We start from the raw sequence: 19,030 nt of genomic DNA, 5'->3' as shown, positions 1-19,030 counted from the left end.
TAATCGTTTGCCGTCGGCGAGCCCGGTCGGATAGGAAGCCTGCATGCTCAGAGGTACCAAGGTAGGGCTCAGGGCCCGGCACGAGGACGACATCCCGGTCCTGCGGACGGAGCTCTACGACGACGTCGTCAACTCCGCGCGGTCCGAAAGCCGGCCGTGGCGTCCGATGTCGCCCGGCTCCAAGGACCCGCGGCTGGTGGTGGACGACAAGGAGGAAGCGCACGTCCCGTTCTCCGTGGTGGAGCTGGAGGGCGGCACGTTGATCGGCTCCGCGACTCTGTGGGGCATCGACACCCACAACCGCTTCGCCCACATCGGCCTCGGACTGCTGCCCTCCGCCCGCGGCAAGGGCTACGGCACCGATGTGGTCGCGGTGCTGTGCCACTACGGCTTCACCGTGCGCGGCCTGCACCGGCTCCAGATCGAGACGCTGTCGGACAACACCGCGATGCTGCGCTCGGCCGAGCACAACGGCTTCGTCCGCGAGGGCGTGCTGCGCTCCGCGGCCTGGGTGATGGGCGAGTTCCTGGACGAGGTGGTGCTCGGTCTGCTCGCCCAGGACTGGAAGCCGGGGGCGAACGGCTAGGCCACCCCCCGACCGCCTCTTCGCCGCTTCGGCGCGGTTGTCGGCACACAGAAGGTGCACTCGTACGAGCAGATGCGGGCCGGCGCGTCCGGCGGCAGCTCGGCCGTCTCACAGCGTTCGCATCTCTCCCGCATCTCCAGTGCCATCTCCGCTCCCTTCCTCTCTCTTCCTCGGTCAGCGCCACTCGACGGCGAGTGCCCGCCCAGGATTCTCGCTCATGACGCGTTCGACCAGCTCGGCGCCGATCTCCGCCGCCAGCCGGGGCCGCACCCGGCGCAGCAGATACGGCATCCCCGGACCGCCGTTCACCGAACGCGCCGCCGCGGTCGTCGTGTCGCCGCCCAGGAGGAGCCGATCTCCGTGGCCCGCCTCGGCCAGGGCCCGTACGGCGTCCGGCATCCGCCAGTCCGTGGCGTGGTGGGCACGTGAGGGACCGTCGAAGGCCAGATAGCAGCCGGTCGCCGCGGCCTGCCGGTGCACCACGAGGTCGGGGGAGCGGTTCAGATGGCCCAGGATCACCCGGTACGGCGCCACGCCCAACTCGCCGCACAGCAGGTCCAGTACGTCGAGCGCGCCGGTGCCCAGCTCCAGATGGACCGCGATCGGCGCACCGGTCGCGTGGTGCGCCTCGGCCGCCGCGGTCATCGTCCAGCGGGCGTGCGCGTCGAGGGCGTGGAAACCGCCCGCCACCTTGATGAGTCCGGCGCGGACCCCCGATGTGCCGATCCCGTCGGTCAGTTCGGCGACGAAGACCTCGGCGAGCCGGTTGCGCAGTTCCTTCAGGGTCCGGTCGTCGTAGTGGACGGACTGGTGCAGTCCCGTCGCGGCCACCACCAGGACCCCCGTCTCCCGGGACAGCGGCGGCAGATCGGCGACCCGCCTCCCCAGCCCGTACGGCGTCCACTGCACCACGCTGTCCCCGCCCGAGGCGCGGAACGCCGCCAACTCCGCGCGGGCCGCGGACACGTCCCGCAACTCCTGCCCGGGCAGCCGGGGGCTGCCGAAGAACAGATGGTCGTGCGCGTCGCACACGCCCAGCCGCTCCGGCCCCACATCCCCGAGAACCGTACGGACCACGCTCACCACTGGCGCCCCCGCGGCAGCCCGGCGAGCCCCGGCGCCGACAGGTGCAGCACCTGGAACACATCGCCCTCCGCCTCGGGCGTGTCATGGGCCCAGAGCGAGAAATGGACCAGCTCCCAACGGCCGGTGTCCACGGCTGCCGCCGCCAGCACCGCCCCGTCCTCCGCCGCCAGCCGCCCCGTCGCACGCACCGCGTCCGCCATGACCTCCGCCAACTCCGCCCCGTCCGGCACCGGTTGCCGCCGCCGCACAGCGACCCGCGCCGGTGAACCGGCGGCGCCGCCCGCCTGGTGGGCCAGCCCCGTCCACTGCCGGACCGACGGCCGCCCGAAGTCATCGCTCAGCCTCTGGAAGGCGCCACCCCACAGGAAGGAGTTCATCCCCGCCATGGTGTCCCAGAGATAGAACGGCGCGTACTGGTTCACCGGCGAGCCGTGCGCCCCGCGCTCACGCATCAGATACGCCTTGAGCCCGAGGCCCTCCCACTCGTCGAGCAGATGCCCGACCCGCGCCACACGACCGCGGATCACGCCCATGTCGTAGTCGGCGGGCAGGGTGAGTTCGTACTGCATCGCATGCATCGGGTGCCTCCTCAGGCGGGGTACTCCGCAGCGTCGGCGTGCGCTTCCCGGCCGTGCGGGTGGCGGTGCCGGGCGGTGTGCACATGCGTGCACTCCTAGGGCCGTGGTGCCAGAAGGGAGAGGAGGCCCCGGACGCCCGCGTCGAAGACGGCGGGGGAGCCCGAGGCGCGGGCGAGGACATAGCCGCCCTGCACGGTGGCGACGACCGTCGCCGCGATCGCCTCGCCGTCGAGCGAAGCCGCGAACTGTCCCTGTTCCCTGCCCTCTTCGACGATCCCGGCGATCCGCTCGCGCAGCCAGTCGAGGGTCTCGTCGACCGGCTCGCGCAGCTCGTCGCTCGCGATGACGTCCGGATCCATCGTCAGCCGCCCCACCGGACAGCCGCGCAACACATCGCGCTCGCGCAGCAGATACGCCTCGATGCGCTCGTACGGCGTCCCCGGCCCGCCGAGTACTCCCTCGGCGGTAGCCCGCAACTCCTCGGCCGTGCGCCGGATCGCGGCCAGCGCGAGGTCGGGTTTCCCCTTGAAATGGTGGTACATGCTGCCCTGCCCGGCACCCGAACGCTCCAGGATGGCCTTGGGGCTGGTGCCCACGTAACCGCGCTCCCACAGCAGCTCCCGGGTGGACTCGATCAGACGCTCCGGAGTACTCACACACCTACTGTACATACTAGTAGTTACAGAAGTCGACCTCGCGCGGAGCAGCCGGAACGGCTCCTCGTACTCCCCGGGAGGTACACGCACTGCCGCTGGCCGTACGACGACCCGGACCCCGCCCCGGGGCCAGTCTCGGGACATCACCCGCACACACCACTAGGGAGATGACCCGAGATGCAGACCCTGGCGCACTGGGACGGCGGGCCCGGCCCGTGGATCCTTCTCTTCCCGCTGATCTGGGCGGCCGTCGTGGTCGGCGCCGTCACCGTCCTGCGCCGCACCGCGTGGCGTGGTCGCCGCGGCCCGTGGCGCACGACGGCCGACACCGGCCCGTCCGCCGACTCGCCGATCGCGATGCTCGGCCGCCGCTTCGCCGCCGGCGAGATCGACGAGGACGAGTACTGGCGTCGGCTGTCCGTCCTGGACGAGCAGTTCGGCCGCACGGGCAAGGGCGGTGCGGCATGACGACCACGACCACCGTCCGATCGGCCGCCCGAGTGACCGACGCCGTGAAGGTCTACGGCACTGGCGACACCGGCGTGCGGGCTCTGGACGGGGTGAGCGTCGACTTCCCGGCCGGCCGCTTCACCGCGATCATGGGGCCCTCGGGCTCCGGCAAGTCCACCCTGATGCACTGCGCGGCCGGCCTCGACACCCTCACCTCGGGCACCGCCCACATCGGCGACACCGCACTGGGCGCCCTCGACGACCGCCGTCTGACCCTGCTGCGCCGCGACCGTGTGGGCTTCGTGTTCCAGGCGTTCAACCTGGTACCCACCCTGACCGTCGAGGAGAACATCACGCTCCCCCTCGACCTGGCGGGCGGCAAGGGCGACCGCGAGTGGATCGACGCACTCGTCGACGTCGTCGGCCTGCGCGACCGCCTCCACCACCGCCCCTCCGAACTCTCCGGCGGCCAGCAGCAACGCGTCGCCGTGGCAAGGGCGTTCGCCGGCCGGCCCGATGTCGTCTTCGCCGACGAACCGACCGGGAACCTGGACTCCCGCTCCGGCGGCGAGGTCCTCGGCCTCCTCGGCCGCGCCGTACGCCAGACGTCCCGGACCGTCGTGATGGTCACCCACGACCCGGTCGCCGCCGCCCACGCCGACGAGGTCGTCTTCCTCGCGGACGGGCGCCTGGTCGACCGTATGACCGCCCCGACCGCCGACAAGGTCCTGGACCGTATGAAGGCCCTCGACACCACCGCACCGCTCGGAGGACCGTCATGAACGCCGCCGTCCGGCTGAGCGTGTCCTCCCTGCGCGCCCACAAGCGCCGCTTCGCCGGAACCTTCCTCGCGGTGTTCCTCGGCGTCGCCTTCCTGGCCGGCACGCTCGTCATGGGCGACACCCTGCGCGCCAGCTTCGACACGATGTTCGGCAGGGCCACCAGCGGCACCGACGCCGTGGTCCGCAGCGCCGACGCCATCACCACACCGGGCGAGAGCGAGGGCGTACGCCAGCCGGTCGCCACGGACCTGGTGAGGACCGTCGAGCAGGTCTCCGGCGTGGCGGCCGCCGCCCCCAGCATCCAGGGCGCGGGCCAACTGGTCGGCGCCGACGGCGACCCCATCGGCGGGCAGGGTCCGCCCACCCTCGCCGGCAACTGGATCGCCGACCCCGAGCTCAACGCCTACCAGCTCGCCGAGGGCCGCGCCCCCGCGAAGCCGGGCGAGGTCGTCATCGACCGGGGCACCGCCGAACGCGGTGACCTGAGTATCGGCGACACGACGACTCTGCGGACGCCGGACCCGGTCGAGGTGACGATCGTGGGCCTGGCGACCTTCGGCGGCGAGGACGGCATGGCCCAGGTGACCTTCACCGGCATGACGCAGGCCGACGCCGAGAAGTACCTCACCGCGCGGCCCGGCGAGGCGACCACCATCCAGGTGCGCGCCGGGCCCGGTGTCGGTCAGCAGGAGCTCGTCGACCGGCTGACTCCCGTACTGCCCGAGGGAGTCGAGGCGATCACCGGTCAGGAGTCGGCCGAGGAGAACACCGAGATGATCTCCAGCCAGTTCCTGACCGTCTTCACCCTCTTCCTCCTCGTCTTCTCCGGCGTCGCCCTGCTGGTGGCGACCTTCTCCATCCACAACACCTTCGCGATCGTCGTCGCCCAACGCACTCGCGAGAACGCCCTGTTGCGTGCCCTGGGCGCCTCCCGCCGCCAGGTCACCGCGTCGACCCTCGTGGAGGCGACCGCGGTCGCGGTGACGGCCTCGCTCGCGGGCCTGGCGGGCGGCATCGGTATCGCCGCGGGCCTCCAGGCACTGTTCCCGGCGATCGGATTCCCCTTCCCCGAGGGCGACTTGGTGGTCAGCGCACTGTCCATGCTGCTGCCGCTCGCGGTCGGCATCGTGGTCTGCCTCGGCTCCGCGCTCCTGCCCGCCGTACGGGCGGGCCGCACCGCCCCCATGGCGGCACTGCGCGAGACGGCCGTCGACGCCTCGGGCGCCTCGCGCGTGCGCGCCGTGACGGGGACGGGCCTCGCCGCCCTCGCCCTCGGCGTGACGATGAGCGGTGTGCTCGTCTCCCCGTCCCTCTGGCTCGCGGGCACCGGTGCCGTCCTGGCCCTGGCCGCGTTCGTGATCCTCGGCCCGGTCGCCTCCACCACTGCGGTACGCGTCCTCGGCGGCCCCCTCGACCGACTGCGCGGAGTCACCGGCGGCCTCGCCCGCCGCAACGCCCTGCGCAGCCCCAAGCGCACGGCCGCCACCGCCGGCGCCCTGATGATCGGCGTCGCGGTCGTCTCCCTGTTCACCGTGTTCGCCGCGTCCCTCAAGGCGACCATGGACCAGACCGTCTCCCGGTCCTTCGCGGGCGACATCGCGGTGAGCACCCCGGCGTTCGGCGCGGGCGGCAGCGGCCTGAGTCCGCGTCTGGCCGGCGCCCTCGACCGGCTGCCCGAGGTGGACACGGCCGTCGGACTCGGCCGCGGAGTCGCCGAAGTCGACGGCAAGGGGCGGGCGTTGACCGTCACCGACCCGCTCGCACTGGAGCGCACCTTCGACCTGGGCACGATCCGGGGCTCCTTGAGCGACCTCGGCACGGACGGCATCGCCATCACCGCGAGCGAGGCCGACAGGCAAGGCCTGAAGCCCGGCGACACGACCCGACTGACGTTCACCGACGGCCAGAAGGAGACCTTCACGGTCCGCGCGGTCTACGGCCGGTCCGAACTCGCGGGGGAGTACGTCATCACCCGCGCGGCCTGGCAGCCGCACCGCACCCAGGACTCCGACACGCTGGTCGCCGTGTCGTTCAAGGACGGCGTGAGCACGGACACCGGCAAGGCGGCGGTCGAGAAGGTGGCCGAGCGCTACGGCAACCCCGAGGTGCAGACCCGGGACGAGTACGCACAGTCGTCGGCGGGCGGCATCGACATGATGCTCACCCTGGTCTACGCCCTGCTGGCCCTCGCGGTCCTCATCGCACTCCTCGGCATCGCCAACACCCTGACCCTGGCGATCCACGAACGCACCCGGGAACTGGGCCTGCTGCGGGCGGTCGGCCAGACCCGCTCCCAACTGCGGGCCATGGTCCGCTGGGAGTCGGTCCTGGTGGCCGCGTTCGGCACGGTCGGCGGCCTGGCTCTCGGCGGCTTCCTCGGCTGGGTCCTGGTCAAGGCCTCCGACGGCGCGAGCGACAGCGACTTCGCCTTCGCGATGCCGCCGCTGCGACTCGCGATCGTGGCCCTGGTGGGCCTGGCGGCGGGCGCCCTGGCGGGCCTGCGCCCGGCCCGGCGCGCGGCACGCCTGGACGTGCTGCGGGCGATCGCCACCGAGTGACACGGGGCCCGGCACACGATGTCACCGCCCGGTCAGCCGGCAACGGCCGACCGGGCGGGAGCATGTTCGGTCCTGCGGGCCTCGACCTCGGCGAACACCCGAGGTGCCTTCTCCGCCGCGGCACGCCGCGGGGGCCGCCCCGCCCCGGCTTTCACGGCGGCGGGCGCGGAGAGCGCGAACCACACGACCTTGCCCGCCTCCCCGTCCGGCCGCACGCCCCAGCTCTCGCTCACGGCGGCCACCATGGCGAGCCCACGCCCGCGGGTGGCGAGCGTGTCGGCTTCCAGGAGGTTGTCGGGCATCTCCTCCACGACCGGCAGACGCGGGTCGTGGTCGTGCACCGAGACCATGAGCCGGTCGAGGACCAGCTCGATCTCCACGGTGCACATCTTGTCGGGCTGGGCGTGCCGGTGGACGTTGGTCAAGAGCTCCGTCACACCGAGCGCCGCCCGGTCTATGAGGGGGTCCAGATGCCAGTAGCGCAACTGCGCAGAGACGATTCTGCGGACCTGGCCGATCCGCGACGGCAGGGCTTGGAGCTCCACCGTGCAGTGCCTGCTTGGGTGACTGATCACGGCTGCGACTCCCCGACTGAAGAGGTCCGGAAGAACACGGAGTTCGGATCGATCCAGCAAGGCGCCTGGTGAGACGGCTGCCTGCTGCCATGCCCGGCGGGCTGGTTCGCAGCGTTATCGCCGGTAAACCCAGAGTGACGTGAGAACAGCGTGACTCAGGGGGTGGGGTACCGCAACTCGCGGTAGCTCACCCGTGACGTCCCGCGGCCTTCCGTACGGCCTCGATGAACCGGCGTGCCGCGGGTGGACCCGGCTCGCCCGGTGCCGGGTCGTGATCGCCGAGGGTCAGCAGATACCGCTTGCCGTTGATGTCGGCGAGCGCCCGGTCGTCGGCGGCGAACCAGGGCTTGGACGCCCGCACCGCCTGCACCGGCGCGCTGTCGATCTCGCTGCCGTAGCTGGTGAGCAACTCCAGCCTGCCGTCGCTGATACGGACCTGTCCGGCCCGGGTCAGCGAACGCAGCCGCTTCCCGATCCGCACGCCCGTGGCCGTGAACTCCGGCTCCGCCATGCTCCCCGCCCCCTAGTGCGCCCTCGATGTGCCGGCCCGGGGTCCTGCGTGGGTCCGTGGGCCGACTGCCTGCATGATCCAGTGTGCGCCCCCGTCGGGGACCTGCGTCCCGTTCGGTGCAGTCTGCCCGCACCCGGCGTCGAGCACCAGTGCGCATGCGACCCCCGGTACGGGAGCCCGGAGCACTCGTGCGAATGCGCCCCCATGGCCCTGCGGAGCTCGGTCCCCAGGGTGGCCTTTGAGGTGCCCAAAGGTGTGTTTATGCAGGTGAGAAGCGTGCGGAAGGTGCATATGATCGATGCGTCGACAGCGCGACCCGCCGTCGGCGCGAAGCCTAAGGAGCCCCGCCGTGAGCACCCCCCAGCAGATCCGGACCGGCGCCACCCTCGACGTCGACCACAGCGACGCCGCTTACCGTGACTGGCTGAAAGAGGCCGTCCGCAAGGTCCAGGCCGACGCGAACCGTTCGGCCGACACCCATCTCCTGCGCTTCCCGCTCCCGGAGAAGTGGGGCATCGACCTGTACCTCAAGGACGAGTCGACCCACCCGACCGGCAGCCTCAAGCACCGCCTCGCCCGCTCCCTGTTCCTCTACGGTCTGTGCAATGGCTGGATCCGGCCGGACCGCCCGGTGATCGAGGCGTCCAGCGGCTCGACGGCCGTCTCCGAGGCGTACTTCGCCAAGCTGATCGGGGTGCCCTTCATCGCCGTCATGCCGCGCACGACCAGCGCCGAGAAGATCCGCCTCATCGAGTTCCACGGCGGCCGGTGCCACTTCGTGGACGACTCACGCAGGATGTACGAGGAGTCTGCCCGGCTCGCGGTGGACACCGGCGGCCACTACATGGACCAGTTCACCTACGCGGAACGGGCCACGGACTGGCGCGGCAACAACAACATCGCCGAATCCGTCTTCCGCCAGCTGGAGTCGGAGCGGTTCCCGGAACCCGCGTGGATCGTCGCCACGGCCGGCACCGGCGGCACCTCGGCGACCATCGCGCGCTACGTCCACTACACCCAGCGCGACACCCGCATCTGTGTCGCCGACCCGGAGAACTCCTGTTTCTTCGAGGGCTGGACCACCGGCGATCCGGACGTCACCTGCGACTGCGGCTCCCGCATCGAGGGCATCGGCCGGCCGCGCATGGAGCCGAGCTTCGTGACCGGCGCCGTCGACCGCATGATGAAGGTCCCCGACGCCGCCAGCGTCGCGGCCGTGCGGGCACTGGAACAGGCCATCGGTCGCAAGGCGGGCGGCTCGACCGGCACCGGACTCTGGAGCGCGCTGAAGATCGTCGCCGAGATGGTGGCCGAGGGACGGCGGGGCAGCGTGGTGACGCTGCTGTGCGACCCGGGGGACCGCTACCTCGACAAGTACTACTCGGACGCGTGGCTGGCCGAACAGGGCCTGGACATCCAGCCGTACGCCGAGGCGATCGAGTCGCTGCTGGAGACGGGGATCTGGCCCTGCTAGACCGAGCCGAGGGGCGGCCCTGCCAAGCGGGTCGGGCGAAGTCCGCTGCGGTTCGGCCGCGCCCCGAAGGGGTGCGGGCTGTGTCGATGTGCGGCTACCGCCGCGCGGGCGCGACCAGCCACGACGGCGCCGCGGCCGAACGACGGCACATCACCGCTCATCCAGCGGAGCGCTCAGGCCGCGAGACGCCGGTCCAGTGCGGCGACCGCGCCCCGGAACGCCCGCCCCAGCCCGGGCCGTGCGAGCTTCGCCGCGAGGCGGAACGCGGCCGTGCCGTCCACGGCGCAGGTCCAGCGCACCAAGGTGCCCGTCCCCGAAGGGGTGAGTCGCCACTCCTCGGCGAAAGCGCGGACACCGGGCGTGTTCGCCACGTCGACGCGGTAGGCGTACACCTCCGGCTGCTTCGCCGCGATGATCGTCTCCTGGAAGCGCCCGCCACCCCTGAGACGGACCTCGCGCGTCGATCCGTCGCCGGTCGACCGGGCGGAGGTGACGGCCGAGAACCACTGGGGCCAGCCCGGCACGTCGTCGGCGAGGGCTCGGTAGACGGCCTCCGGGCCGGCGGACATCTCCCGGGCGAAGACCATGCGGACGGGAGCGACCTCGATGAAGTCGAGCCCCACGGCGCGCAGTTGGTGAGCCACGGTCACACTCCCCAGGCGACGGCAGAGGTGTGACACCCTAACTGACGCCCAGTCAGCTGTCTGTACCCTCACCGGGCTCACCGGCCACCACCAGCCGCCGCAGATGCTCGGCGACCTCCTCGCGCGCCTGCGCCGGCAGCCCCGCGTCCGTCACCAGCGTGTCCACCTGCTCCAGTGCCGCGAACGAACTCAGGCCCACCGTGCCCCACTTGGTGTGGTCGGCGACCACCACGACCCGTCGCGCCGACTGCACCAGACGGCGGTTGGTCTCCGCCTCCGCGAGGTTCGGCGTGGACAGACCGGCCTCGACCGATATCCCGTGGACCCCGAGGAACAGCACGTCGAAGTGGAGCGCCGCGATCGCCTGGTCGGCCACCGGGCCCACCAGCGAGTCCGACGGCGTGCGCACACCGCCGGTCAGCACGACCGTGGCCGCACCCTGGCGGGGGCCCGTGGTGCGCTGCGCCGCGTGGAAGACATCGGCCACCCGCACCGAGTTGGTGACGACCGTGAGGTCCGGCACGTCGAGCAGATGATGGGCGAGCGCGTACGTCGTCGTACCGCCCGACAGGGCGATCGCCGAACCCGGGGCGACCAGCTCGGCCGCCGCTCGCGCGATGTCCTCCTTGGCCGTCAGCTCAAGACCCGACTTGGCCTCGAAACCCGGCTCGTGGGTGCTCGCCTCGACCACCGGGACCGCGCCGCCGTGCACCTTCTCCAGAACGCCCTGGCGGGCCAGCGCGTCGAGATCGCGACGCACGGTCATGTCCGACACGCCGAGCTTGCGGGTCAGCTCGTTGACCCGGACGCCGCCGCGGCGCCGGACCTCGTCCAGGATGAGGGCGCGCCGCTGCTCCGCGAGGAGGTTCTGATTCTCGCTCACGTACGCTCCGGTCCTTTCGCCTCAACCCGTCCGACACGCCCCGCGCACCTGCTCCGACGAGGACGTTCTCCCCGTTCCCGCTGCGTGGACGACCCATCCTCGCACGGCACGGTACCGGTCGCGCCACCGACCGTCACGACGCGCGCATGTCACTTCGGCCTTGTCCTGCGCCCCGACCGTCACACGGAACGGGGAGATTCCGTGACGAGAGGTGTACGGCGCAGTCCCAGCGGAGATCCTTGAGCCCGCACCGACAAAGCGGGCGGCACGTCACGGGGGAAGAGCGAAACAGTGGAACATCTGCAGAAACGTGCCTCGACGGGCGGCCCGGAGGGCTCCGCGCTGGAGCTGCTGGTCCACGGGGTGGGCGGTACGACGCCCGAGAAGATGCTCGACGATCCGCGCACCGTGCGGATCACCGGCGACGACACGGCGGCCGTGTTCCGGCGCGCCGAGGACGCCGGGACCGACGCCGGGACCGACGCCGGGGCTGACACCGGACCGGACAGCGCCCGGCGTGAGCCGGTGCCCGAGGCGTACGTCTGGTGCAACCTCACCTCCGGCAACGCCTCGCGCGCCCTGTGGCTGCTGCTGCTCCCGTTCATGGTGGTCAACCTCTCGCACTGGATGCGCCCCGCCGCACGCGGCCGCACCCGCGCGGTCCGTCTCTACGGGCTGCTGGTGCGACTCGCGGGCCTGTCCCTGACCGTGCTGCTGGTCGCGGCCGTCTGCGAGGTGGCCCTCGATCTGACGGCATGGCAGTGCGCGGGCGCGCGCGCGTGCGCCGACCGGCACTCCTGGCTGGGCTTCCTGTCGCCGACCGTCTCCGACGGCGGCTGGTGGAGCCGCCCCGGGCGCAGGCTCGCCCTCGCCGCGCTGCTCCCCGCCGTGCTCACCTGCCTGCTGTGGTACCTGTCCCACCGCACCTGGAACGCCTACGAGTCGCAGGCGCCGATGTCCCGCCCGTCCGAGCCCGACGAGGACACGGTCCGTACCGCCCTCGGCCGCCCCGGCTTCTGGTACGGCCGCCGGCTGGTGGCCCGGCTGCGCGCCGCCCACACCGCCGCGGCCCTGCTCACGGTCGCCGCGGCCGTCGGCTCCGCGGCGGCCCGCTTCGACCGCCGCCCCGACGGACCCGCCCTGCTCGACGGGCTGGGCCGGCTCCTGATGGTGTCGCTGGCCGGCGGCGCGGTCATGGTCGTCTGGGTGGTCTGCCGCCGCGGCCGCAGCGAGAACCGCCTCGACCGGGAGCTCGACGAGCATCTCGTACGACGTCTGCCGCTCGCCGCGCTCGGCCTGCTCGCCCTGACCATGCTGTACGCCGGCTGGGAGCGCCCGGGATGGGCGTCGCAGGGACGGCTGCCGGGCGACGCCACCTTCGGCGGAATCGCCCTGGTCCAGGGACTGATCGTGATCGTCATGGCTGTCGTGGCCCATACCCTGCACCGCACCCGCCCCGACCCGCGCGCCGCCATGCGCGGCCTGGGCGGGCCCGCCGTCGCGATGCTGGCCTGCGCCCTGGGCGGGGTGATGTCCGGCGGTGTGTCCCAGCGGGTGGCCGACTGGCTCGACGGCACCGGAACCACCCTGACCGGCCCGCCGGTCCTGCTGACCTGGCAGGCGTCCGTGATCCCGCCGCTGATCGTCGTCCTGCTGGTGCTGTGCGGCTGGCTGGGACGGCGCACCTGGCAGCTGCGCCGCACCGAACTGGCCGCCGTGGACACCGACTACCCGGACAAGCCCAAGGACCGGGCCCGCACCCGGCGTATCGCCAACGCCCGCGCGCTGGCCACGCTCACCGACCGGGCCCCGCTGATCGTCGCCGTCACCTCCGCCACGACCCTGCTCCTGGGCGCCGGCGCCCTGGTGGGCGCCCTCGCCACCGGGAAGACACCGGGCGCGGCGGTGGACGGGTCGTACGCCTTCGTCCAGGGCGCCGCCGAGACCGCTCAGGCACTCGGCTCCTGGCTGATCGGGTTCGGCTTCATACTGTTCGTCACCTGGGGCCGGCGCGCCTACAAGGACCCCTCCGCGCGCCGCACCATCGGCATCCTGTGGGACGTCGGCACGTTCTGGCCGCGCGCCGCCCATCCCTTCTCACCGCCGTGCTACGCCGAGCGGGCGGTCCCCGACCTGACCTGGCGGATGGCCACCTGGACACGCGCCACCGGCGGTCGCCTGGTGATCTCCGGACACTCCCAGGGCAGCGTCCTCGCGGCCGCGGCGGCCTGGCAGCTGACGCCGGCCGACCGCAGGCGGGTCGCGCTGCTGACGTACGGCTCACCGCTGGAGCGGCTCTACGGCCGCTGGTTCCCGGCCCACTTCGGCCCGGCCGCGCTCAGCGCCCTGCACCACGACGTCGCCTGCTGGCGCAATCTGTACCGGCCCACCGACCCCATCGGCGGCCCGGTCCGGCTCTCCGGCGAATGCGGCCCCGAGGTCGACCACGAACCCCTGAAGGACCCGCTGGCCTACGGCCGTACCGAGCAACACCCGCTGCCCACACCGATCCTGGGCCACTCCGACTACCAGGCCGACCCGGCCTTCGCCGAGGAGCGGGCCAGGCTGCTGGCCCGGCTGCGACCGGACGTACCGGCGCAGCGGTAGCCGCTCTGGTGCTCTGGTGCTCTGGTGCTCAGGTCAGGGAATCTCCGGCAGATCCTCCGCGTACAGCAGCGTCAGATCGTCCGTGCTGGGCTCCGCGACCTGGGCGACGCGGCTCGCGTGCCGCTCGACCATGGCCTCGAAGGTCTGGCGGGCGGTACGGCCGTTACCGAAGGCGGGGCCCTTGGGGATCGCCGTGAAGTACGTGAGGAGGCCCTCCGGGGCCCCCGACGCCAGTCGGTACTCGTGCTCGTCGGCCTGCTGCTCCACGATCCGCAGCAGCTCGTCGGGGGCGTAGTCGCCGAAGGTGATGGTCCGTGAGAAGCGGGACGCCACACCGGGGTTGACCGACAGGAACCGCTCCATCTCGGCCGTGTAGCCCGCGACGATCACCACGACCGCGTCCCGGTGGTCCTCCATGAGCTTCACCAGGGTGTCGATGGCCTCCTTGCCGAAGTCGCGGCCGGAGTCCTCGGGGGAGAGCGCGTACGCCTCGTCGATGAACAGCACCCCGCCGCGCGCCTTGTCGAAGGCCTCCTGGGTACGGATCGCGGTGGAACCGATGTGCTCACCGACCAGGTCGACGCGGGACACCTCGACGAGATGTCCCTTCTCCAGGACACCGAGGGAGGCGAGGATCTCGCCGTACAGGCGGGCGACCGTCGTCTTGCCGGTCCCGGGGGAGCCGGTGAAGACCAGGTGGCGTTTGACCGAGGCCGCCTTGAGGCCGGCCTGCTGGCGGCGCCGGCCGACCTCGATCATGTCGGTGAGGGCCCGCACCTCGCGCTTGACGCTGTCCAGGCCCACCAGCGCGTCGAGTTCACCCATGACGGCCTTGGAGGTGCGCGAGGGCTGGTCGGGCTCGGCGGGGGCGGCAGGCTGCTCCGGCTCGGTGGTGCGCTGCCCGGGGATGACGCCGAGCAGACCGGGGGCCTGGCTCGCCGTCTGCACGGCGGGCTCCGGGGCGGCCGGCGGGCGGAGCCCCGCGCTCTCGTCGCTCGTGCAGTCCTCGACGACCGGACCGACGCCGGATCCCGTGTCCGGGCCGGCGTCCGCGAACTCGTACCCGCCCCGGGCACACCGCTCCGTACGGCACTTCCTGAGCGTCGTACGGGAGCCGTCGATCACATGGAAGCCGTAGCCGCCGCTGCCGGTGACCCGGCAGTTCAGGAAGCTGCCCCGGCCGCCCGCCGACACGTAGAAGCCGGCCTCGGCGGGGGAGTCCACCGTGCACCGCTCGATCGTCGGGTCGGCGCCCTTGGTGACGATCACGCCGGTCTGGGTGCCGTCCACCGTGCAGTTGTTGAGGGTGCCGCCACTGCCGTGGTCCCGGAACCAGGCGCCGGTCGCCGCGTCCCGGATACGGCAGTCGTCGAGCTGCGCGGTGGCGCCGTCGCTCACCGACACGGCCGTGTTGCGTACCTGGGAGAGGTCGCTGTCGACGACGTCCGCGCGGGAGCCGCGGTCCAGGACGAACAGGGCGTCCGGTACGTCGTGCACCCGGCACGAGTCCAGCACCGCGGTCGCCCCGTCGCTCACCCACACCGCGGGGTAGTCGCCGGTGCTGTCGAAGATCTCGCACTGGTTGGCGTCCACGCGGGTGCCCGGATCCCACACCGACAGGCCGTTGCGCCCGAACTGGCGCACCGTAGTGCGGGTGAGGGTGAGGACGGAACGCGACCTGAGGTCCACCGCGTTCTCGGGGATGTCGTGGATACGGCAGTCGGCCAGGGTCAGCACGGCGTCCGTGTCCAGGGTGACGCCGTCGCCGGTGGTGCGGTGCACATCGCAGTCGGTCAGGTGCGCGGTGGCCTTGTTGGTGATCTGGACGCCGCTGCCACGCACCTCGTAGACCTCGCAGCCCACCGCTTCCAGCGCGGAGTTCTCGCCGGTCACCGACAGGCCCACACCCGAGGCGTGATGCACCCGGCAGCGTTCGAGACGCGGATGGCCCCCGCCGCGGACCGCGACGCCGGCCTGACCGGCCGCCACGACCTCGCACTCCTCGAACACACCGCCCCCGCCGTCGAGTACGGCGACACCGATCCCGGCCGGATTGTCGACGGTGCAGCGCCGCACCGTCGGCCGGGCGCCGCCGCGCACCTCGATGCCGGCCGCGGACCGGGTGACGATCCGGATGTCCGTCAGCTCCGGTGTGCCCTCCTCCACGAGCAGCGCCGGCGCGGCCGCGTCCTGGCCCTCCACATGCAGGTCCTGGACCACCGCCGAGGCGCGCACGGTCAGCGGCACCCCGTCGGCGGGCGCGATGCGCACCGAGCCGGGGGAGCCCTCGGGCCCGCGCAGGGTCACCGCCCGCTGCACGACGAGGTTCTCCCGGTAGGTGCCGGGGGCGACCGTGAGGACGTCGCCGTCGGCCGCGGCCTCCAGGGCGGCGGCGAGCGATGCGTACTCACCCGTGCGGCGCCGCCACCGCGAGGTGCCGGTGTGCGTCACCTGGACCGTGCCCTGTGCCATGGTGTTGCCGTGCCCCCACTGTGCGGTACTCATGGCTCGCGGGCCGTGGGGACAGCCGCACCGACGTCAACTGCCCGACACCGGCACGTCCCTGGGGCTCGCTCGCTCGCGGGTTCGTGCTGCCGAAGAAGTTCGGCCGGTCCACCGTAGCGTGCGTGCGGGCGGTGGGTTGACCAGAGCCGGAAGGCTGTCAGCTGCCGGTGCCGGTCCTGCCCCAGTCCGGGCCCGCCCGGTCCCAGGCCTGGTCCCAACGGGCGTACCGGCGACGGACCATGCGCCAGACGATCAACCGGCGGGCGCTCTCGACCAGTCCGATGCCGAGCAGGGCCGCGCCGAACCCGGCGAGCACGGCATGCGTCGTGGCGGTCGCGGAGTCCAGCGGCCGGGCCACTATGTGGCCCTGCGCGTCCGTCCATATCGCGAAGTGGTCGCCCTGATGCGGGTCCTTGAGGTTCGCCAGCACCGGGCCGTGCTGTGCGGTGCCATCCGGCGCGGTCCAGTCGGCGAGGACACGGGTGCGTGTCTCACGGCCGGTGGAGGTCTCGGGATCGACGTCCAGCGGGGACCGGTCCAGCTTGCGGGCCACCGTGGCCGTCACCAGATGACGGGCGACGCGCTGATTGCGGACCGATTCCTGGAGGGAGTCCTGGGCGAGGCCGCCGACGACGACGCCGGCCACCGGCGTGACGACCAGGATCAGCACCACGGCCGCGAGTGCGACCCAGGCCTCGGCCAGATCGGTCGCACGGCGCAGCGGATTGTGCCGCCAGCGCCAGATTCCGCTGATCGCTCGCACCGTCCGCACCCCCTTCCCGCTCCGTGATAACCCCTGGCGGAGATGTTCACGTGCAGGCCCGGTCAAAGAGAGAGCGAAATCACCAACCGGACCTCTCATGAACTTCTCACGATTATCAACGCGCGGTCCCCCACGGTGGGTTCCCGCACATCAGGCGTCGAGCGGGTCTCTACCGATCGAGGATCGTGACGGGGTCGCCGACGCGGATGGTGCCACGGGACCGGGCCACCAGGTTCTGCCCGAAGACCAGTTTTCCGCCCAGGCGCCGGTGGTGTCCCAGGGTGTGCAGAGGTTCCCTGCCGCGGGCGGCGGTGGACTGGTCGGTGGTGGTCACGACACAGCGTCCACAGGTCTTGGCGGCCCGGAAGAGGACCTCACCGATCGCGAGCCGCGACCAGTCGTCCTCGGCCCAGGCGTCGGTGCCCGACACGACCACGTTGGGCCGGAACCGGTCCATGGGCAGCGGGCCCTCGTCGGCGTGATCACCCCGCGCGATCAGGGCATTGAGGGCATCGAGCGAGGCCGTAGTGGTGAGCAGCAGAGGAAAGCCGTCGGCGAAGGAGACGGTCTCCCCCTCGAACGCGTACTCAGGGTCGACCAGCCGGCGCGTGGCGGGATCGTCCATGTGCACCAGACGGACGTCCGCGCCGAGATAGGCACTGCACCAGGCGTGCGCCGCCGAGCCCTCGGCCGGCACCGCCTCCACCTTGTCCCGGAAGATCGCCACCGGCACGGTGCCGACCGGGCGCGGCACGGGGACCTCCAGTGGCTCCATGCCGGGCGCGGACAGCCGGACACCGCCACCGGGCAGCAGCTCGGCGGCGGCAAGCGCGACCCGCGGCTCCCGGCGTTGGGAGACGACCTTTCCCCCGTCGTCGATCAGCGCCCAGCGCCTGTCCCCGGCCAGCCCCCAGGGCTCCACGTCGGCCTCCCCGGGCGCGAGGGCCCGGAACGCCTTGACCGGATGGACATGAATCGACTCGAGCCGCGCATCACCCATGAACCCATCGTGCCATCAGGCACGGAAGGTCCATGGAGCGGCTCAGTAGCCGCGGTACTGCTGGTTGTTGTACGGGTCCTGGTACGGAGCCGGAGCGGGGCGGGGAGCCGCGGGGCGCATCGCCTCGTAGCCCATGCCCTGCGGCGCCGCCGGACGGGGCTGCTGCATCTGCGGACCGGGATAGCCGCGCGGGGCGCCGGCCTGCTGCGGGATGTACGCGGCGGGCGCCTGTTGCAGGGGAGCGGGCTGCTGCGCCTGCGGGTAGCCGTAGGAGGACTGGGAGGGACCCGCCGGGAGGGCGGGGAGTGCCGACGGCAGCGCGGGCAGGTTGCTGCTGCTCGGCATGGCGTACTCGGCAGGGACCCGGATCGGGGCGATCTGCGGAGTACCCCGCTCGGCCACGAGCGAGTCGTAGATCGGAGTGTCCGGGAAGGAGGCGGAGTAGTAGCCGCCGCCATAAGTGGAGCGGGGGGAGGTCATGGCACATAAGTTAAGCCCACGATGTGCTGGTTGGGGAGACCGATAAGAGGGTTGATTTCCGTGTCGGCAGTGGCCTCGGATCCCCAATGCGAGCGAAGGTGGGAAAAAGGGGCAGCGGCAGGGGTTGAGATCCTGTAAAGGCCGAGTTCCGGGCGGGTTACCGAGGGTTGACGGGCGATCTCTCTGCGCACCGGATGGGAGTTCGCCGTCGCGGGGAATAGGTTTGCCCTGTAGGGAATCAATGGGCTGCCGGGACATGCCTGGCGCGGTGACACGTGATGGGGGCGGACATGTCGATGTCGAAGGGGTCCAATGCTCCGGTGCCGACGACGGCACTGCGGGTCGAACTGGGCTGGAACTCCGGACCGGGCGTACCCGACGCGGACGCCTCGGCTCTGCTCCTCGTGGGCGGCAAGGTCCGTTCCGACGGCGACTTCGTCTTCTACAACCAGCCGGCGCACACCTCCGGCGCGGTCCGCCACGAGGGCAAGCAGAACGCCGGTGGGCGGGTGGTCGACACCCTTCTCGTCGACCTCGCGCGCGTGGAGCCCGCCGTCGAGACCGTGGTCCTGGCCGCCTCCAGCGACGGCGGTTCCTTCGGTCAGGTGCCGGGCCTCTACATCGAGGTCAAGGACGCCGCCCAGGGCGCTGTGATCGCCCGCTTCGACAGCAGCGGCGCCAGTGTCGAAACCGCTTTCGTCCTCGGCGAGTTCTACCGCCGCCAGGGCAACTGGAAGTTCCGTGCGGTCGGCCAGGGCTACAGCAGTGGGCTGGAAGGGCTGGCCACCGATTTCGGGATCACTGTGGACGAACCCCAGCAGGCCGCCCCACCGGCACCGGTGGCCCCTGCGGTCACCGCCCCGCCGGTGGGGCGGCCTGCTGGGGTTCGTCC

At 72.1% G+C, this 19,030-nt stretch carries 18 protein-coding genes and 1 pseudogene; 7 read left to right on the top strand and 12 right to left on the bottom strand.

What is annotated here, in order from left to right; all coding sequences use genetic code 11:
• Nucleotides 1-43: 43 nt before the first annotated feature.
• The gene (locus HLK59_RS01150) at nucleotides 44-586 is read left to right on the top strand and encodes a GNAT family protein (protein WP_171139241.1); all 543 of its coding nucleotides are present in this window, start codon (nucleotides 44-46) and stop codon (nucleotides 584-586) included.
• A 41-nt stretch (nucleotides 587-627) separates the two neighbouring features.
• On the opposite strand, the pseudogene HLK59_RS01145 reads toward HLK59_RS01150, so the two are convergent.
• The 4 genes and pseudogenes from HLK59_RS01145 to HLK59_RS01130 form a co-directional block, all read right to left on the bottom strand.
• Nucleotides 628-732: pseudogene (locus tag HLK59_RS01145) on the bottom strand (DUF1272 domain-containing protein); the annotation flags it as partial.
• A gap of 28 nt (nucleotides 733-760) precedes the next feature.
• Nucleotides 761-1,669, bottom strand: coding sequence for a phosphotriesterase (locus HLK59_RS01140; protein WP_171139239.1), 909 nt, complete (start codon nucleotides 1,667-1,669; stop codon nucleotides 761-763).
• Entirely contained in the window at nucleotides 1,666-2,250 is a 585-nt protein-coding gene (locus tag HLK59_RS01135; protein WP_171139238.1) for a DUF4865 family protein, read from the bottom strand. The genes HLK59_RS01140 and HLK59_RS01135 overlap by 4 nt, the downstream gene beginning before the upstream one ends.
• Before the next feature lie 95 nt (nucleotides 2,251-2,345).
• Nucleotides 2,346-2,921 carry a TetR/AcrR family transcriptional regulator gene (locus HLK59_RS01130; protein ID WP_171139237.1) on the bottom strand — a complete coding sequence of 192 codons (576 nt, stop codon included), beginning with the start codon at nucleotides 2,919-2,921 and terminating at the stop codon, nucleotides 2,346-2,348.
• Nucleotides 2,922-3,083: 162 nt separating this feature from the next.
• On the opposite strand from HLK59_RS01130, the gene HLK59_RS01125 reads away from it, so the two are divergent.
• Genes HLK59_RS01125 through HLK59_RS01115 form a run of 3 tightly spaced genes read left to right on the top strand, consistent with a single transcriptional unit; the run spans nucleotide 3,084 to nucleotide 6,696 of the window.
• Entirely contained in the window at nucleotides 3,084-3,374 is a 291-nt protein-coding gene (locus HLK59_RS01125; RefSeq protein ID WP_171139236.1) for an SHOCT domain-containing protein, read from the top strand.
• A complete protein-coding gene (locus tag HLK59_RS01120) occupies nucleotides 3,371-4,138 on the top strand; it encodes an ABC transporter ATP-binding protein (RefSeq protein WP_171139235.1) in 768 nt (255 codons plus the stop codon). The genes HLK59_RS01125 and HLK59_RS01120 overlap by 4 nt, the downstream gene beginning before the upstream one ends.
• Nucleotides 4,135-6,696, top strand: coding sequence for an ABC transporter permease (locus HLK59_RS01115; protein ID WP_171139234.1), 2,562 nt, complete (start codon nucleotides 4,135-4,137; stop codon nucleotides 6,694-6,696). Before HLK59_RS01120 ends, HLK59_RS01115 begins: the two co-directional genes overlap by 4 nt.
• Nucleotides 6,697-6,728: 32 nt before the next feature.
• On the opposite strand, the gene HLK59_RS01110 is transcribed toward HLK59_RS01115, so the two are convergent.
• Together HLK59_RS01110 and HLK59_RS01105 are read right to left on the bottom strand one after the other, a co-directional pair.
• Nucleotides 6,729-7,271 (bottom strand): ATP-binding protein, encoded by a 543-nt coding sequence (locus tag HLK59_RS01110; RefSeq protein ID WP_171139233.1) that lies wholly within the window; start codon nucleotides 7,269-7,271, stop codon nucleotides 6,729-6,731.
• Nucleotides 7,272-7,458: 187 nt separating this feature from the next.
• Entirely contained in the window at nucleotides 7,459-7,782 is a 324-nt protein-coding gene (locus tag HLK59_RS01105; protein WP_171139232.1) for a hypothetical protein, read from the bottom strand.
• Between the two features lie 349 nt (nucleotides 7,783-8,131).
• Here HLK59_RS01105 and HLK59_RS01100 point away from each other — a divergent pair, with 349 nt between their 5' ends.
• Entirely contained in the window at nucleotides 8,132-9,256 is a 1,125-nt protein-coding gene (locus HLK59_RS01100; protein ID WP_171139231.1) for a PLP-dependent cysteine synthase family protein, read from the top strand.
• A 173-nt stretch (nucleotides 9,257-9,429) separates the two neighbouring features.
• Here the strand turns inward: HLK59_RS01100 and HLK59_RS01095 are convergent, their stop codons facing one another.
• Together HLK59_RS01095 and HLK59_RS01090 are read right to left on the bottom strand one after the other, a co-directional pair.
• Nucleotides 9,430-9,900: an SRPBCC family protein gene (locus HLK59_RS01095; RefSeq protein ID WP_171139230.1), complete on the bottom strand. Its 471-nt coding sequence runs from the start codon at nucleotides 9,898-9,900 to the stop codon at nucleotides 9,430-9,432.
• Between the two features lie 52 nt (nucleotides 9,901-9,952).
• The gene (locus HLK59_RS01090) at nucleotides 9,953-10,783 is read right to left on the bottom strand and encodes a DeoR/GlpR family DNA-binding transcription regulator (RefSeq protein ID WP_171139229.1); all 831 of its coding nucleotides are present in this window, start codon (nucleotides 10,781-10,783) and stop codon (nucleotides 9,953-9,955) included.
• Nucleotides 10,784-11,074: 291 nt separating this feature from the next.
• Between HLK59_RS01090 and HLK59_RS01085 the strand changes: the two genes are divergently transcribed.
• Entirely contained in the window at nucleotides 11,075-13,390 is a 2,316-nt protein-coding gene (locus HLK59_RS01085) for a hypothetical protein (RefSeq protein WP_171139228.1), read from the top strand.
• Nucleotides 13,391-13,423: 33 nt separating this feature from the next.
• Here the strand turns inward: HLK59_RS01085 and HLK59_RS01080 are convergent, their stop codons facing one another.
• The 4 genes from HLK59_RS01080 to HLK59_RS01065 form a co-directional block, all read right to left on the bottom strand.
• The gene (locus HLK59_RS01080) at nucleotides 13,424-15,862 is read right to left on the bottom strand and encodes a right-handed parallel beta-helix repeat-containing protein (protein ID WP_171139363.1); all 2,439 of its coding nucleotides are present in this window, start codon (nucleotides 15,860-15,862) and stop codon (nucleotides 13,424-13,426) included.
• 190 nt (nucleotides 15,863-16,052) lie between these two features.
• The gene (locus tag HLK59_RS01075; RefSeq protein ID WP_171139362.1) at nucleotides 16,053-16,658 is read right to left on the bottom strand and encodes a hypothetical protein; all 606 of its coding nucleotides are present in this window, start codon (nucleotides 16,656-16,658) and stop codon (nucleotides 16,053-16,055) included.
• A 169-nt stretch (nucleotides 16,659-16,827) separates the two neighbouring features.
• Nucleotides 16,828-17,658, bottom strand: coding sequence for an MOSC N-terminal beta barrel domain-containing protein (locus tag HLK59_RS01070; RefSeq protein WP_171139227.1), 831 nt, complete (start codon nucleotides 17,656-17,658; stop codon nucleotides 16,828-16,830).
• 42 nt (nucleotides 17,659-17,700) lie between these two features.
• Nucleotides 17,701-18,138: a DUF6643 family protein gene (locus tag HLK59_RS01065; protein ID WP_171139226.1), complete on the bottom strand. Its 438-nt coding sequence runs from the start codon at nucleotides 18,136-18,138 to the stop codon at nucleotides 17,701-17,703.
• 296 nt (nucleotides 18,139-18,434) lie between these two features.
• Here HLK59_RS01065 and HLK59_RS01060 point away from each other — a divergent pair.
• Nucleotides 18,435-19,030: TerD family protein (locus tag HLK59_RS01060; RefSeq protein ID WP_171139361.1), on the top strand; the 596-nt coding region annotated here is incomplete at its 3' end.

It is taken from the genome of Streptomyces sp. S3(2020) (assembly GCF_013044505.1).
GTDB lineage: Bacteria > Actinomycetota > Actinomycetes > Streptomycetales > Streptomycetaceae > Streptomyces.
This window is presented reverse-complemented; position numbering and strand designations above follow the sequence as displayed.

Excerpts from the sequence above, each read along its gene's own strand:
- HLK59_RS01150 (WP_171139241.1), top strand. The coding sequence starts at position 44 with ATGCTCAGAGGTACCAAGGTAGGGCTCAGGGCCCGGCACGAGGACGAC.
- HLK59_RS01135 (WP_171139238.1), bottom strand. The coding sequence starts at position 2,250 with ATGCATGCGATGCAGTACGAACTCACCCTGCCCGCCGACTACGACATG.
- HLK59_RS01130 (WP_171139237.1), bottom strand. The coding sequence starts at position 2,921 with ATGTACAGTAGGTGTGTGAGTACTCCGGAGCGTCTGATCGAGTCCACC.
- HLK59_RS01125 (WP_171139236.1), top strand. The coding sequence starts at position 3,084 with ATGCAGACCCTGGCGCACTGGGACGGCGGGCCCGGCCCGTGGATCCTT.
- HLK59_RS01120 (WP_171139235.1), top strand. The coding sequence starts at position 3,371 with ATGACGACCACGACCACCGTCCGATCGGCCGCCCGAGTGACCGACGCC.
- HLK59_RS01115 (WP_171139234.1), top strand. The coding sequence starts at position 4,135 with ATGAACGCCGCCGTCCGGCTGAGCGTGTCCTCCCTGCGCGCCCACAAG.
- HLK59_RS01105 (WP_171139232.1), bottom strand. The coding sequence starts at position 7,782 with ATGGCGGAGCCGGAGTTCACGGCCACGGGCGTGCGGATCGGGAAGCGG.
- HLK59_RS01080 (WP_171139363.1), bottom strand. The coding sequence starts at position 15,862 with ATGGCACAGGGCACGGTCCAGGTGACGCACACCGGCACCTCGCGGTGG.
- HLK59_RS01070 (WP_171139227.1), bottom strand. The coding sequence starts at position 17,658 with ATGGGTGATGCGCGGCTCGAGTCGATTCATGTCCATCCGGTCAAGGCG.
- HLK59_RS01065 (WP_171139226.1), bottom strand. The coding sequence starts at position 18,138 with ATGACCTCCCCCCGCTCCACTTATGGCGGCGGCTACTACTCCGCCTCC.